Raw genomic sequence first — 14,676 nt, 5'->3', positions numbered from 1 at the left:
CCACCTTCTCGACGCGGGGCCGGAGGATCTCCGGGATGCGTTCGAGCTGCCTGTCGTCACGGGCTTCGGGGGCGGAGCGGGGTACTCGGGCCGGGGCGCTCAGTCTTTCTGGAGGCCCCTCAACACCCCGGGTAGCGCATCGCTGTGCACGACCGACAGCCGTTGCGTGGCACGCGTGAGCGCCACATAGAGGTCGTTGAGTCCCCGCGGCGACTCGTCGAGGATCCGCTGTGGTTCGACCAGGATCACCGCGTCGAATTCCAGGCCCTTGACCTCCGCCACGGTCAGCACTCGCACCGAATCGCCTGCCTGATCGTCGAATTCGTGCACCAGATCGTGCGGGGCGAGGACCGCGGTGATGCCCGGGCGGTCGGCCTCCTCGGCGACCAGCTTGGCGATCTGTTCGGCGCGGTCGGCCGGTTCGACGCGCAAAGCCCGTGGCGGATAACCCGATTCGCGAACCGAGCGGGGCACGGTGGTGTCGGGATCGATGGCCGCGAGCACATCCGCGGCCACGGCCATGATCTCCGCGGGGGTGCGGTAGTTGACAGTCAGCTCGGTGAGCTTCCAGCGTTTGGCCACATAGGGTTCCAGCATGTACTGCCATGACGAGGCGCCCGCCGGATCGCCGGTCTGCGCCACATCGCCCACCACCGTGACCCAGCGATTGGGGATGCGCCGCATGACCATTCGCCACGCCATCTCCGAAAGTTCCTGTGCCTCATCGACGATCACGTGCCCGTAGGTCCAGGTTCGGTCGCCTGCGGCGCGCTCGGCGGTGGTCTGGCGGGCCCGCACCTGCTGCCGCTCGGCCAGCTGGCTCGCGTCGATCAGGTCGTATGCCATGAGGATTTCCGGATCCAGCTCATCCTCGAGATCCTGTGGCGCGGAACCGGTCAGGATGTCCAGCGCGTCCTGCGCCTCGGCCAGCTGTGCCCGCCAGCGTCGCCGCGACCGCTCGCGCTCCTCGGTATCGTCGACGCCCAGCAGTTCGGCCAGCTCGTCCAGTAGCGGCGTATCGGCCGCGCTGAAATTTCCGTCGTCGGGCCGGTACAGCACCTGGCGATCCTCGGCGGAGAGCTGATCGGCCGCCCGCGCCAGCCGTTTGGGATCGGCCCACAGCCCGGCGAGTACCTCCTGCGGGGTGAGGATCGGCCACAGTCCGGCGATCGCGCGCTGGATCTCGGCGTCGGCGCGCATCTCGTCGCGGATCTCGGTGAGATCGGCCTGGCTCAACAGGTTCCGGCCGCCCGTCAGATCCCGGCCCATCGTCTCGGCCAGCTGATCGGTGAGCGCGTCGACCACCGAGGCGGCGAAGACCGGCCGCGCGAGATTGTGCGCCCGGCGCGAGGAGCGGGCCCGGCCGCGGGCGCGGGTGGCGATCTTGCGATCGAGGGTCAGATCGTAGCCGTCGAAGCGCAGCCGGATCGGCTCGCTCGGCACCTGCTGCCAGTCGCGCACGCCCTTCTTGAGCACCTCGAGCATATTCAGCGAGCCCTTCAGCTCGCCCGCGCGCAGCGAATCCTCCAGCGTCGCCCGAACTCCCGGATACAGATTGCCGATCGTCGACAGCAGTACGCCGGTCTCGCCGAGGGAGGGCAGCACCTGGCCGATGTAGTCGAGGAAGGTGGTGTTGGGTCCGATGATCAGCACACCGGCCTTGTCCAGCTGTTGGCGATAGGTATAGAGCAGATACGCCGCGCGATGCAGCGCCACGGCCGTCTTACCGGTGCCCGGTCCGCCCTGCACCACGAGCACACTCTTGTGCTCGGAGCGGATGATCGCGTCCTGTTCGCTCTGAATGGTTTCGACGATGTCGCTCATATGCCCGGTGCGGGCGGCGTTGAGCGCGGCCAGCAGCGCGCTCTCGCTGCCCACCCCGCCCTCGTCGGAGTCGATGGCCCCGTCGCGGCGCGCGGCCTCGAGACTCAGATACTCGTCGTTGACGGCGGTGACCTGGCGGTTGCGCGAGCGGATGTGTCGACGCCGGGTGACCCCGTCGGGCTGGGCGGTGGTGGCGAGATAGAACGGCCGGGCCATCGGGGCGCGCCAGTCCAGCAGCAGCGTCTCGTAATCGTCGTCCTCGTCGAGGATGCCGATACGGCCGATATAGCGATGCTCCTCGTCGTCGTTGTCCGCCAGATCGATGCGCCCGAAACACAGACCGTGTTCGGCGGCGTCGTATTTGGACAGATCCTCGGAGTAGAGCTGGGTGAACGACTCGCGTTCGCTGCGCGCCTGCGGCGTGCCCCCGGTCTCCAGCAACACCTCGCGCAACCGCCGCTGGGCATAGGCGCGCATCTCGTCGAGTCGCTGGTACAGCCGCGTGAGGTGAACCTGCTCGCGCTCGAGTTCGGCCGCGCGATCGGTCGCCTGTCTGTCCTCGGTGAGGCGGTCGGGCAAAACGGAACTCCTTAGTCACCACGGCCGGCCGGACGAGGCCGCGCGCGAGCGGAAAACAGAGTTGTCGAGTCTAATGTGGGTTCGGCTCACTCGCCGTAACCGCAGGTAGGCCCGGCGGTGTCGCCCCGAGGACGGTCGTGAAGTGCTCGACGACCGGAAACGGTGCGTAGAAGTGGTGCAGCGCCTGCCTCCAGCGCTGGTATTGCGGTGAACCCCGGAAGCCCTCGGTGTGATCCTCGAGCCGGTCCCACTGCACCAGCAGCAGATAGGTGTTCGGGGTCTCGATCGAACGGGACAGTGTCAGCCAGCGAAAGCCGGGCATACTCGCGATGATCGTACGGGCCTCGTCGAAGGCCGCCTCGAATTCCGCGGTGCGATGGGGCATGACCGGAAGCAACGCGTGTTCGAGGATCATCGGCGAGTCTTTCAGGATGCGTGGGTGCTGTTCGGCCGCCGCACCAGGGCGCCGCCCTCGTGATGGGCGGCCGGTTTCGCACGGTACATCGCCCGGTCCGCATCGTGCAGCACGGCCTCCGGTGTTCGGGTGTCACCGGGCCGCAGCACGGTGACACCGACCGTGGCCGCGATGTGAATGCGATGGCCGCGGGCGATGATCGGCTCCGCCATCGTGGCCCGCAATCGGGCCACGAGCGCGGCCAGATCCCGCGGCCGGATCAGCCCGGACAGCAGCACCAGGAATTCGTCGCCGCCGATCCGGCCGACCACATCCTCGCGGCGCAGACCGCGCTGCATCCGCTGGGCGACGATCTGCAACACCGTATCGCCGATGGCGTGTCCCAGCGTGTCGTTGATGACCTTGAACCCGTCCAGATCGATGAACAGCACGGTCGAGACCGGCTGCTCCACACCGTCGCCCAGCGCGGCCGCCAGCCGGGCCAGCACCAGTGACCGATTGGCCAGTCCGGTCAGCGGATCGTGGGTGGCCTGGTATTCCAACTGCCTTCGGCTGGCGCGATATTCGGTGATGTCGTTGAACGAGGAGACCGCCGATGAGTCCGGATCGTCGGGTTCGAGCAGTCGGCTCGAGGCCGACAGCCAGCGACGCTGCCCGTCGGGACGGTCGATGCCGAACACAAAGCGCGAGATGGTCTCGCCGGTGGCCAAGGTGCGCGCGAGCGGATGCAGCGCGGGCGGCAGCGGCTGGGCGTTGGCGTCCAGCAGCGACAACGACAGCGCGCCGAGGGGCAGTCCGATCAGCTCGTCGTCGGGACGGCCGAAGATGCGCCGGGCCGCGGGGTTGATCGACTCGATGCGCCCGGCGCGATCGAGCACCACCACGCCCTCCTCGAGCTGCGCGACGACCGCCACCAGCGTCCGATACCGCTGCGCGAGCTGTTCGGCATCGGCCGGTACGTCGGCCCGGTCCGCGTCCACCTGATGTACCCCCTGATCGTTGGCGACTTGCGTCGGCGGCATTCGGGGATCGTGCTGGCAATATTGCGTCGATCACAGTTCGGGCACTTCATCGGAGCCGGGCCGTTGATCATTACAGGCGCGCGAGACTGCCGGAGCGAGGTTTTCGCGGCGCCTGGATGGATACGCCGGTCGCGTGCGGGTCGCGCGTCGGAGAACGTAGGCTGGATGAACGGTCGCGTCGCGCGATCGGCAATCCGTCGGCGACCGCCGAAATCCCGATAACGCCTGGTCGGCTGCCGTCTTCCGAAACTTGTCGGTGGGTGGTCCTAGCATGACGGCGCGGGGATGAATCTGGACGCCGAACACGAGGGAGAAGGGACGGCCTGTGGCGGATCGCCTGACGGTGCGCGGAGCGCGGGAGCACAACCTCAAGGGGGTGGATCTCGACCTGCCCCGCGACAGCCTCATCGTCTTCACCGGGCTGTCCGGTTCGGGCAAGTCGAGTCTCGCGTTCGACACCATTTTCGCCGAGGGGCAGCGCCGATACGTCGAGTCGCTGTCGGCGTACGCGCGCCAGTTCCTCGGCCAGATGGACAAGCCCGATGTGGATTTCATCGAGGGCCTGTCCCCGGCGGTGTCGATCGATCAGAAATCGACCAACCGTAATCCGCGCTCGACGGTCGGCACCATCACCGAGGTGCACGACTATCTGCGCCTGCTCTACGCGCGTGCGGGTACGCCGCACTGTCCGGTCTGCGGTGAGCTGATCGCCAAGCAGAGCCCGCAGCAGATCGTGGACCAGGTGCTGGCGATGGCGGAGGGCACCCGCTTCCAGGTGCTCGCGCCCGTGGTGCGCACGCGCAAGGGCGAATTCGTCGACCTGTTCGAGGGTCTCAACACCCAGGGCTATTCGCGCGTGCGCGTCGACGGTGTGGTGTATCCGCTCACCGAGCCGCCGAAGCTGAAGAAGCAGGAGAAACACGATATCGAGGTGGTCGTCGACCGCCTGGCGGTCAAGCCGAGTTCCAAACAGCGCCTGACCGATTCGATCGAGACCGCGCTGCGGCTGGCCGACGGCATCGTGGTGCTGGACTTCGTCGACCGCGACGAGCACGCCCACGACCGCGAGCGCCGCTTCTCCGAGAAGCTGGCCTGCCCCAACGCGCATCCGCTCGATATCGAGGATCTGGAACCGCGGTCGTTCTCGTTCAACTCGCCCTACGGCGCCTGCCCCGACTGCACCGGCCTGGGCATCCGCAAGGAGGTCGATCCGGATCTGGTGGTGCCCGATCCGGAGCTGAGCCTGAACGACGGCGCGATCGCGCCGTGGTCGCGCGGGCAGACGGCCGAATACTTCAACCGGCTGCTGCAGGGCCTGGCCGAGGCGCAGGGCTTCTCGATGGACACCCCGTGGAACCGGTTGCCCGCCAAGGCCCGCAAGGCGGTGCTCGAGGGCAGTTCGGATCAGGTGCATGTCTCCTACACCAACCGCTACGGCCGCAAGCGTTCCTATTACGCCGATTTCGAGGGCGTGATGCCGTTCCTGCACCGGCGCATGGAGAACACCGAGTCCGAGACCGCCAAGGAGCAGTACGACGGGTACATGCGCGATGTGCCGTGCCCGGTCTGCAACGGCGCGCGGCTGCGCCCGGAGATTCTGGCCGTCACTCTGGACGCGGCCGGGGGACGCCGTTCCATTGCCGAGGTCAGCGAGCTGTCCATCCGCGACTGCTCGAAATTCCTCAACTCCCTCGTTTTGGGCGAGCGCGAGGCGGCCATCGCGGGCCAGGTGCTCAAGGAGATTCAGGCGCGGCTGGGCTTCCTACTCGATGTCGGCCTGGAATATCTGACGCTCTCGCGCGCGGCGGCGACGCTGTCCGGCGGTGAGGCGCAGCGCATCCGGCTGGCCACCCAGATCGGTTCGGGCCTGGTCGGTGTGCTCTACGTCCTGGACGAGCCGTCCATCGGCCTGCATCAGCGCGATAACCGCCGACTCATCGAAACCCTCACCCGGTTGCGCAATCTCGGCAATACGCTGATCGTGGTCGAGCACGACGAGGACACCATCCACGCCTCGGACTGGGTGGTCGATATCGGCCCGCTCGCGGGCGAACACGGCGGCCAAGTGGTCTACAGCGGGCCCTACAAGGGTCTGCTCGCCGACCGCAATTCGCTCACCGGCGCGTATCTTTCGGGCCGCGAGCGCATCGAGGTGCCGCTGGTACGGCGACCGGTGAACAAGAAGAAGCAGCTCACCGTCGTCGGGGCCAATGAGCACAATCTGCGCGGTATCGACGTGAGTTTCCCGCTGGGCGTGCTCACCTCGGTGACGGGCGTATCGGGGTCGGGCAAATCCACTCTGGTCAACGACATTCTGGCGACCGTGCTGGCCAACAAGCTCAACGGCGCTCGTCAGGTGCCCGGCCGCCACACCCGGGTGAACGGGCTGGATCATCTGGACAAGTTGGTGCAGGTGGACCAGTCGCCGATCGGGCGAACCCCGCGCTCGAACCCGGCGACCTACACCGGCGTATTCGACAAGATCCGCACCCTGTTCGCGGCGACCACCGAGGCGAAGGTGCGCGGCTATCAGCCCGGCCGGTTCTCCTTCAATGTGAAGGGCGGCCGCTGCGAGGCGTGTTCGGGCGACGGCACCCTGAAGATCGAGATGAACTTCCTGCCGGATGTGTATGTGCCGTGCGAGGTCTGCCACGGCGCCCGCTACAACCGCGAGACGCTCGAGGTGCACTACAAGGGCAAGACCATCGCCGAGGTGCTGGATATGCCGATCGAGGAGGCGGCCGAATTCTTCGAGCCGGTCACCTCGATCCACCGGTATCTGAAGACGCTGGTCGATGTCGGACTGGGCTATGTCCGGCTGGGCCAGAGCGCGCCGACCCTGTCCGGCGGTGAGGCGCAGCGCGTCAAACTCGCGGCGGAATTGCAGAAGCGGTCGACCGGTCGCACGGTCTACATCCTCGACGAGCCGACCACAGGCCTGCACTTCGAGGACATCCGCAAACTGCTCGGCGTGATCAACGGTCTGGTCGACAAGGGCAATACCGTCATCGTCATCGAACACAATCTGGACGTCATCAAGACCTCCGACTGGGTGATCGATATGGGTCCGGAGGGCGGCTCCGGCGGTGGCACGGTCATTGCCGAGGGCGCACCGGAAGATGTTGCGGCCGTGGCGGAAAGCTATACCGGCCAGTTCCTGCGCGAGGCGCTGTCCGCCGAGCCCGCCACGGATCCGAAACCGGTCAAGAAGGCCGCCAAGGCCGCGAAGAAGACCACCACCCGGCGCAAGGTGGCGGTCGGCTAGTTCATCCGAAATGCCAGCGAGTGGCGCCGTGGGGTTCGGCGCTGGCGACCCCCACGGCGGCTCGTGGCGTCACGAAGTACAGCTGCCACGGCGGGGTGCCCGCGCTCGGGGCGCTGTAGGGCGCGGTGAAGGCCCGCCCATCCACCTCGACGGGCCATCCGAGTTCGCGGTAGCGGGCCGCGATGCGCTCGAGGGTCGGCGTATCGGTGACCACGGCCGCGTCGCCCTCGATCACGAGATCCAGCCCCGGCAACGAAAAGGTCACGGTGCAGGCGGGATTCACCGCGAGATTGCGTGACTTGCGTGTCGATGGTCCGCTGACGATGTAGACCCCTCCGTCGAGCCACAGCGCGCCGACTCCGGCCGTATGCGGTCGGCCGTCGGGGCGGCAGGTGCTGAGAAATACGGGCTTACCGGGTTCGGCGGCGAAGCCGTCGAGCGCGTCCCGGGCCCGCGACCACGGCAGCGGATCATGGCCGTAGATATCCAGATTGGTGGTTTCGAACTGCATGATGGTCCTCCTCGGTCGGCTATCGATACCGACGGTGGGGGCGGGCGAAACTCATCGCAGCCCCGGATTGTTGTCGGTGGCCCGTGGCAGACTCGGGCCGTTGCGACGGGAGGGTGTGCGATGACGGTTCCGAGTGGTTTCTCACCGCGCTGGAGCGAGGGCGCTCGCGCCGAGCCACCGCGAATCGGCGGCGAGCGGGAAAGCCTGTGCGCGTTTCTGGATTGGCACAGAACGACTTTCGAACTCAAATGCGCCGGAATCGCCCCCGAGCGCCTGTCCGAACGCGCCGTCCCGCCCTCGACCCTGTCCTTGCACGGTCTGGTGCGGCACCTCGCCGGAGTCGAACGCTGGTGGTTCCGTATCCAATTCGCGGGCGAGGACATTCCGATGCTGCATTACTCCGACGACGACCCCGACCAGGATTTCGACCGCCTCGACGGCGATGTCGCACAGGCCCTGGAACTTTGGCGCACCGAATGTCGACACTCCCGCGAGATCGTCAGCGCCGCACAGTCATTGGACGCCACCGGCACCGGTCGCCGCACCGGCGAACCGTTCTCGCTGCGCTGGTTGCTGCTGACCCAGATCGCCGAATACGCCAGGCACAACGGCCATGCCGACCTCCTCCGCGAGCGGATCGATGGCGCGATCGGAATGTGACCGTACCGCCGCCCTGTTCATCGGGGGTCGGCAAGAGCAGTGTCGGCCTCGAGGCGCATGCCCGGTTGTCCGAGGCCGGGGTGCGGCACTGCCTGATCGAGGGTGACTTTCTCGATATGGCCCATCCCTCGACCTCCGAATACGGACTGGCCGAACGGAATCTGGCCGCGATGTGGTCCAACTATCGCGAGCTGGGCTATCGCCGCCTGATCTACATCAATACGGCCGCCGTCCTCGGTCCCGTCACCGCCGAGCTGACCGCGGCGATGGGCGACCACCCGGCGCTGACCGCCGTCCTATTGACCTGCACCGACGAATCGGCTCGCCAACGTCTGTGCCGCCGCGAGATCGGCACCGCATATGACGAATTGCGCGTCCCGTGGAGCTTTTTCGCTGATCATCGCAGCCGGAAGGCCCGCCGATATGCACCCGGCGTCGTCCCGACCTGGGCGCGGAAGCGGCGGCGCAGATTGACCGCCGAGGTGAGGCCGACGCGGCAGGCGATGGCGTCCACCGGTAGATCGGTCTCCTCGAGCAGGGTGCGCGCCTCGGTCACCCGGCGCGACAGCAGCCATGCGCCGGGACTCGTGCCGAGCTGTTCGGCGAAGCGGCGCGCCAAGGTTCGAGGCGAGACGTTGAGCCGCGCGGCCATATCGCCCACGGACAGCGACGTTCCGACGCGCGCCTCGGCCCATTCGAGCAGTCCGTCCAGCGCGTCGCCGGGCGGCGGGGGTGGCGCGTACTGGGCCTGGCCGCCCTCGCGATGCGGGGGCATCACCATATGACGCGCGATGAGCGCCGCATGCGCGGCACCGTGATCGCGGCGGACCAGATGCAGGCACAGATCGATGCCCGCACCCGCTCCGGCGCTGGTGGCCACATCGCCGTGATCGATGTAGAGCCGATCCGGTTCCACTCGCACGCGCGGGAACTCGCGTCGCAGCTGCGCGGCCCGCTCCCAGTGCGTGGTGGCCGAACGGCCGTCGAGCAGTCCCGTGCGGGCCAGCGCGAACACCCCGGAACAGATGGTGACCAGCCGCGCCCCGCGAGCGTGCGCCCGCAGCAGCGCGTCGCGGACCGGATCCGACAGCGGCGTCTCGACCGGCGTCCAGCCCGGGATGAGCACGGTATCCGCCGAGGCCAGCGCGGAGAGGTCGTTCGGCACCGAGATCGCGTATCCGGCCGTCGTCGGCACCGGACCGGGTGTTTCGGCACACACCTCGAATTCGTAGTACCGCGGCACCGCCGCCCGTTCGGTGCCGAAAACCTCCACGGCGCAGCCGAGCTCGAAGGTCGACTGCACCGGCCGCACCAGGGCCACCACGCGATGCATGGCAGAAATGTACCCCTCGGTGTCCAACCCGACACTGTCCGGGGCCGTTCGCGCGCGGCAGGCTGGCGGATATGCACTCCGAGATCTTGAACCAACCGGGCTACACCTCCGTCGCCGTCACCGAAGTGCCTGTGCGCGAACTTTTTCCGGGCATTCGGCTACGGCCGCTGTGGACCGGACCGTCCGGCGCGCACGCCAATGTGCTGGAAATGGATCCGGGAACGTCGTGGCCGCGCCGCGACTATCACGAGCCCGGACCGGAGGAGGTCTACGTCGTCGCGGGCACCTTCAACGATGGCGCGCGGGACTATCCGGCCGGAACCTTCCTACACGCTCCGGCCGGTTCCTGGCACGTCCCCGCGACCGCGACCGGCTGCACGCTGTTCGTCTTCTATCCGGAGGGCTGAGGCCGCTGCCGGAGAACGCCTTTCGTGGTGTGTCGGCCCGGAACGCTATCGTGATCAGGGTCGGCATCGAGCCGGCGCGAGAGTTCGGGGGGATAGTGAGCACGCCGCAGAATTCACGTTCGATCATGGCCTTGGCGGATCTGGCCACGCCGATGGCCATTCGGGTGGCCGCGACCCTGAGGCTGGTGGAGCATGCGAGCGGCGCGGGGGAGACGGCCGACCAACTCGCCGCTCGCACAGCCACTTCCGCCCCGGCCCTACGGCGACTGCTCGATCATCTGGTCGCGATGGACGTGTTCGAGCTGGACCCGCGATCCGGCCGCTATCGCCCCACAGGCCTCGGTCAGCAGATGCGCGATTTCAACCCGCTGCTCGATATCAACACCGCGGGCGGGCGCGCCGAACTCGCGTTCGTCGAACTGCTGTACACCATCACCACGGGCAAGCCCGCCTATCCGCTGCGATACGGGCAGCAGTTCTGGGCCGATCTCGACGCCGAACCCGCGCTGCGGAGCTCCTTCGACGCGCAGATGAACTGGCGCTTCCGAATTCAGGCCCGGCAGATCGCCAAACGTTTCGACTGGAGTCGCTTCACCGACATCCTCGACGTCGGCGGGGGCGACGGCACGCTGCTCGCGGCGATCCTGCGCGCCCACCCCGGCGTCGGCGGACGGCTGCTGGACCTCGCACCCACCGCCGCCGCGGCCGCCGATCGATTCGCCTCGGCCGATCTGACCGACCGTGCCACCACCATCGCGGGCAGCTTCTTCGACCCGCTGCCCAGCGGCTCCGACGCCTACGTCCTGTCCGACATCCTGCACGACTGGAACGACGAGCACGCGTGCGCGATTCTCGCCGAATGCGCCCGTGCCGCCCGCCCGAACGGCGTCGTGGTGGTGATCGAGCCGATCCGGGGCGCGGGCGTGGGCACCGCGATGGATCTGTTCATGCTGATGTGCTTCGACGGCCGCGAGCGGACCGTGGCGGAACTGACCGAATTGGCCGCGGACTGTGGTCTCGTATTCCAGGCCGCGACTGCGGTGTCGGACAGCCGGACCGCGCTGGAATTCCGGCCGCGCCTGTGAGGGCCGCGCCGTTCAGCCCCGCGTCGAAATGGGTTGCGGCGCGGGCGGTCCGATGTAGCGGGCGGCCGGACGGATGATGCGCGGGTCGGCGGCCTGCTCGAGGACGTTGGCTGACCAGCCGACGACGCGGCTGACCGCGAAGGTCGGGGTGAACATGCTGCGCGGGATGCCGCACAGTTCCATGACGACACCGGCGTAGAACTCGACATTGGCGTAGAGACGGCGGCCGGGTTTGAGTTCGGCGAGGATCTCCACGACGCGCCGCTCGACCAGCGTGGCGAAGCCGACCAGGTCGCCGCCGAGTGCGGTGGCGATCTCGCGCAGCATGAGCGAGCGGGGATCGTCGGTGCGGTAGACCGCGTGCCCGAATCCCATGATGCGCTCGCCCCGTTCGATTTTCGCGCGCACCCATTCGTCGATCCGGTCGGGCGCGCCGATCTCGTCGAGGCTGTCCAGCGCGCGGTCGGGTGCGCCGCCGTGCAGCGGGCCGGAGAACGCGCCCAGGGCGGCGATGACGGCCGAGGCGATATCGGCTCCGGTAGAGGCGACGGTGCGGGCGGTGAAGGTGGACGCGTTGAAGCCGTGATCGATGGTGGCGATCAGATATCGTTCGACCGCGCGTGCGGCGGCGGGATCGGGGAGTTCTCCGGTCAGCATGTACAGCCAGTTCGCCGCGGTCGGCAGATCGGCTTGCGGCGCAATGGGTTCCAGGCCGTGGCGCAGCCGATACAGGGCGGCCAGGATCGTGGGGGTGACCGCGCAGATCAGCAGCGCGTCCGCGCGATGGGTTGGGGCGTCGGTATCCCACAGAGGGCGCAGATCGCGCACGGCGGCCAGCATCGACAGCGCCGTGCGCAGTCCGGCGATCGGCCGGAACTCGCTGCCGGCGGCCGCGGCCGCCGCCAGAACCGGCTCCAATTCCCTTGGCAGGGCACGTAATCGGGCGATGCGTTCGCCGAAGTCGGCCAGCTCGTGGTCGTCGGGTAGTCGTCCCTCGAACATCAGGAACCACACCTGCTCGAAACCGCAGGCGGTCGCGAGGTCGATCGCGGAGTACTGGCGGTAGTGGTAGAAGCCTTCCGTCCCGCGAACATCGCCGAGTCGGGTGTCGGCGGCCACCACATTGCGCAGGCCCGCGGGGACGTCGACGAGTTCGGTGCCATTGGTCGTCATGCTCAGAACCTCCTGTACTGAACAGTGCGACTACCATCGATCACAGTCAATATTGATCAAGTCAATATAGTTGGGAAAGGCGCAGGTCATGAGCGAGGAGAGTGACGTACGCCACCTCACTACCGAGGAGGTGGCGCAGCGTCTCGACATCAAGCCCGCGACCGTCTACGCCTATGTCAGCCGTGGGCTGCTGACCAAGATCGACGCTCCCGGGCGGCGCGGCAGCCTGTTCGCCGAGGACGAGGTCGTCCGGCTCGCGCGTCGGCGGCGCGGTTCGAGCCGCGGCGGCGCGCTCGGCGATGTCATGACCGCGATCTCGGTCATCGACGACGATCGGCTGTTCTATCGCGGGCATGATGTGACCGAGTTGGCGGGCGTCGTCGCGGTGGAATCGGTCGCGACGCTGCTGTGGACCGGGGAGCTCGGCGCGCCGCAGGCGATCGAGGCCCCGGTCGAAATCCTCACCGCGGCGCGCACGGCCGCCGCCACCCTCGGGCCGCAGGCGCGCATCGCCGATCGGATGCGGGTGGCGGTGACCGTCGCGGGCGCCAGCGACCAGCTGCGATTCGATCTGTCCGAACACGGCGTATTACGCACGGCGCGAACGATTCTCGCCGTCGAGGCCGATTGCTTCGGCCCCGCCTCGCGCGAGGGGACGCTGGGTGAGCGGTTGTGGCCGTGCGTGACCGATCGAGACCCGCGCGCCGATCTGCTCGACACCACGCTGACCCTGCTGGCCGATCACACCCTGGCCGTATCCACGGTCGCGGTCCGGGTCGCCGCCAGCGCCCGCGTCCATCCCTACGGCGCGGTCGGCGCCGGGCTGGGCGCACTCGACAGCCGATTCCACGGCGCCGCAAGCACTCTCGCCCACCGCTTCCTCGCCGACGCGATCGCCGACCCCGTCGGCACGCTCTCCGAACAACTACGCCTCGGCAATCGCATTCCCGGCTTCGGCCACCTGGTCTACCGAACCCGCGACCCGCGCGCCGAGCACCTGTTCGGCCTGCTGCGCCCCATTCCCGAAGCCGCACCGGCCTTCTCGGCGCTGGACACCATCACCGCCCAGCTGGGCCCGGCCTGGACCACCCTGCCCAATATCGACCTGGCCGTGGCAATCCTCATGCACGCGTTCGGAATGCGCCCGGACACCGGCGAATCCCTGTTCGCCCTGGCCCGCACCATCGGCTGGATCGCCCACACCCGCGAGGAATACGCCGAACCACCACTGCGATTCCGGCTGGGTCGGGACCGGTGACGGTCACATCTTGCCCTCGCGCCCGCGATGGGATCAGATGGTTGCATTCGACGTCGAAATGGGGGCCAGATGACCGACAGTCCGGATCGAATCCGCCGTGAGTTTCCCGGGATCAGCACCCGGGCCTGGGAGCATCCCGCCGATCGCACCGCGCTGGTGATGCTGCGGTCGTTGAGCGGGTTCGACAGCGTGCTGCGCATGCTGTCGGGATTGCTGCGCGAGCGTCAGCATCGACTGCTGTATCTGGCGACCGCGGTGCGGGTGGACGAGCGGCAGTTCCGGACCCTGCACGAGCTGCGGGCGGACTGTGTGCGGATTCTGGACGCGCCGGTGACCCCGGAGATGTTCGTCATCCAGGATCCCGCGGCCAATGCGTTCACCGTGGGAATGGATGTGCCGTTCATCGTGCTCACCACGGGACTGGTCGATCTGCTCGATGTCGAGGAGTTGCGGTTCGCGATCGGACACGAACTGGGACATGCGATGTCGGGGCACGCGGTGTATCGGACGATGCTCATGCATCTGCTGCGCCTGGCCGGATCGATCGGCTGGATGCCCGTCGGTGGCTGGGCCCTGCGGGCCATCGTGGCCGCGCTCATGGAATGGAGCCGCAAATCCGAGCTGTCCGGCGATCGGGCCGGCCTGCTGTGCGGGCAGGATGTCGAGGCGTCGGTGCGGGTGCATATGAAACAGGCGGGCGGCGCGATGGTGCGGGAGATGAACCACGCCGCCTTCCTCGAACAGGCCGACGACTACGACCGCACCGGCGATCTGCGCGACGGCGTGCTGAAACTGCTGAATCTGGAACTGCAATCGCATCCGTTCTCGGTGCTGCGCGCGGCCGAACTGCGCCGCTGGATCGCCTCGGGCGAATACGACCGAATCCTCGACGGCCGCTACCCACTTCGCGAACAGGATCGGAACACCCGCATCAGCGATGAGATCCGCGAGGCCGCCCGCACCTACCGCCAGGATTTCGACCAGTCCGAGGATCCGCTCATCCGCACGGTGCGCAATCTCGGCAGCGATCTGGGCGCGGCGGTGAGCACCGTGGGACAGGAAGTGAGCGACCGCGTCTCGAAACTCGGGGAGCGCTTCGGCTTCTAGTCCGTATTCGAGGCGGCCGATGCCACGGGAATGGTCG

At 67.8% G+C, this 14,676-nt stretch carries 12 protein-coding genes; 6 read left to right on the top strand and 6 right to left on the bottom strand.

Annotated elements, in window-relative coordinates; translation table 11 throughout:
- Positions 1 to 99: 99 nt before the first annotated feature.
- From NP4_RS10110 to NP4_RS10100, 3 genes are all read right to left on the bottom strand, one after another.
- The gene (locus NP4_RS10110) at positions 100 to 2,403 is read right to left on the bottom strand and encodes a HelD family protein (protein WP_067995433.1); all 2,304 of its coding nucleotides are present in this window, start codon (positions 2,401 to 2,403) and stop codon (positions 100 to 102) included.
- A gap of 70 nt (positions 2,404 to 2,473) precedes the next feature.
- On the bottom strand, positions 2,474 to 2,818 hold the full coding sequence (locus NP4_RS10105; RefSeq protein WP_067995431.1) for an antibiotic biosynthesis monooxygenase family protein: 345 nt from the start codon (positions 2,816 to 2,818) through the stop codon (positions 2,474 to 2,476).
- Positions 2,819 to 2,829: 11 nt separating this feature from the next.
- Positions 2,830 to 3,840 carry a GGDEF domain-containing protein gene (locus NP4_RS10100; protein WP_082875726.1) on the bottom strand — a complete coding sequence of 337 codons (1,011 nt, stop codon included), beginning with the start codon at positions 3,838 to 3,840 and terminating at the stop codon, positions 2,830 to 2,832.
- A 325-nt stretch (positions 3,841 to 4,165) separates the two neighbouring features.
- Here NP4_RS10100 and uvrA point away from each other — a divergent pair, with 325 nt between their 5' ends.
- Entirely contained in the window at positions 4,166 to 7,105 is a 2,940-nt protein-coding gene (gene uvrA, locus NP4_RS10095; protein ID WP_067995429.1) for an excinuclease ABC subunit UvrA, read from the top strand.
- A gap of 1 nt (position 7,106) precedes the next feature.
- Here uvrA and NP4_RS10090 read toward each other — a convergent pair whose 3' ends face one another.
- Positions 7,107 to 7,616 carry a pyridoxamine 5'-phosphate oxidase family protein gene (locus NP4_RS10090; RefSeq protein WP_067995426.1) on the bottom strand — a complete coding sequence of 170 codons (510 nt, stop codon included), beginning with the start codon at positions 7,614 to 7,616 and terminating at the stop codon, positions 7,107 to 7,109.
- Positions 7,617 to 7,736: 120 nt separating this feature from the next.
- Here NP4_RS10090 and NP4_RS10085 point away from each other — a divergent pair, with 120 nt between their 5' ends.
- Complete coding sequence (locus NP4_RS10085; protein ID WP_067995423.1) at positions 7,737 to 8,276, top strand: DinB family protein; 540 nt, start codon at positions 7,737 to 7,739, stop codon at positions 8,274 to 8,276.
- A 397-nt stretch (positions 8,277 to 8,673) separates the two neighbouring features.
- Here the strand turns inward: NP4_RS10085 and NP4_RS10075 are convergent, their stop codons facing one another.
- On the bottom strand, positions 8,674 to 9,609 hold the full coding sequence (locus NP4_RS10075; protein WP_067995418.1) for a GlxA family transcriptional regulator: 936 nt from the start codon (positions 9,607 to 9,609) through the stop codon (positions 8,674 to 8,676).
- 71 nt (positions 9,610 to 9,680) lie between these two features.
- Between NP4_RS10075 and NP4_RS10070 the strand changes: the two genes are divergently transcribed.
- Positions 9,681 to 10,016 carry a cupin domain-containing protein gene (locus tag NP4_RS10070; RefSeq protein ID WP_067995415.1) on the top strand — a complete coding sequence of 112 codons (336 nt, stop codon included), beginning with the start codon at positions 9,681 to 9,683 and terminating at the stop codon, positions 10,014 to 10,016.
- 125 nt (positions 10,017 to 10,141) lie between these two features.
- On the top strand, positions 10,142 to 11,101 hold the full coding sequence (locus NP4_RS10065; protein ID WP_067995413.1) for a methyltransferase: 960 nt from the start codon (positions 10,142 to 10,144) through the stop codon (positions 11,099 to 11,101).
- 12 nt (positions 11,102 to 11,113) lie between these two features.
- On the opposite strand, the gene NP4_RS10060 is transcribed toward NP4_RS10065, so the two are convergent.
- Entirely contained in the window at positions 11,114 to 12,274 is a 1,161-nt protein-coding gene (locus tag NP4_RS10060; protein WP_174556115.1) for a citrate/2-methylcitrate synthase, read from the bottom strand.
- Between the two features lie 88 nt (positions 12,275 to 12,362).
- On the opposite strand from NP4_RS10060, the gene NP4_RS10055 reads away from it, so the two are divergent.
- Positions 12,363 to 13,532 (top strand): citrate synthase, encoded by a 1,170-nt coding sequence (locus tag NP4_RS10055; protein WP_067995925.1) that lies wholly within the window; start codon positions 12,363 to 12,365, stop codon positions 13,530 to 13,532.
- A 69-nt stretch (positions 13,533 to 13,601) separates the two neighbouring features.
- Entirely contained in the window at positions 13,602 to 14,639 is a 1,038-nt protein-coding gene (locus NP4_RS10050; RefSeq protein ID WP_067995407.1) for a M48 family metallopeptidase, read from the top strand.
- Positions 14,640 to 14,676 lie beyond the last annotated feature (37 nt).

Source organism: Nocardia pseudobrasiliensis NBRC 108224, assembly GCF_001613105.1.
Classification (GTDB): domain Bacteria; phylum Actinomycetota; class Actinomycetes; order Mycobacteriales; family Mycobacteriaceae; genus Nocardia; species Nocardia pseudobrasiliensis.
This window is presented reverse-complemented; position numbering and strand designations above follow the sequence as displayed.

What these genes read in the sequence shown, in the direction of transcription:
- NP4_RS10105 (WP_067995431.1), bottom strand. Translation starts at nt 2,818, where the DNA reads ATGATCCTCGAACACGCGTTGCTTCCGGTCATGCCCCATCGCACCGCG.
- NP4_RS10100 (WP_082875726.1), bottom strand. Translation starts at nt 3,840, where the DNA reads ATGCCGCCGACGCAAGTCGCCAACGATCAGGGGGTACATCAGGTGGAC.
- NP4_RS10090 (WP_067995426.1), bottom strand. Translation starts at nt 7,616, where the DNA reads ATGCAGTTCGAAACCACCAATCTGGATATCTACGGCCATGATCCGCTG.
- NP4_RS10085 (WP_067995423.1), top strand. Translation starts at nt 7,737, where the DNA reads ATGACGGTTCCGAGTGGTTTCTCACCGCGCTGGAGCGAGGGCGCTCGC.
- NP4_RS10075 (WP_067995418.1), bottom strand. Translation starts at nt 9,609, where the DNA reads ATGCATCGCGTGGTGGCCCTGGTGCGGCCGGTGCAGTCGACCTTCGAG.
- NP4_RS10070 (WP_067995415.1), top strand. Translation starts at nt 9,681, where the DNA reads ATGCACTCCGAGATCTTGAACCAACCGGGCTACACCTCCGTCGCCGTC.
- NP4_RS10065 (WP_067995413.1), top strand. Translation starts at nt 10,142, where the DNA reads ATGGCCTTGGCGGATCTGGCCACGCCGATGGCCATTCGGGTGGCCGCG.
- NP4_RS10060 (WP_174556115.1), bottom strand. Translation starts at nt 12,274, where the DNA reads ATGACGACCAATGGCACCGAACTCGTCGACGTCCCCGCGGGCCTGCGC.
- NP4_RS10055 (WP_067995925.1), top strand. Translation starts at nt 12,363, where the DNA reads ATGAGCGAGGAGAGTGACGTACGCCACCTCACTACCGAGGAGGTGGCG.
- NP4_RS10050 (WP_067995407.1), top strand. Translation starts at nt 13,602, where the DNA reads ATGACCGACAGTCCGGATCGAATCCGCCGTGAGTTTCCCGGGATCAGC.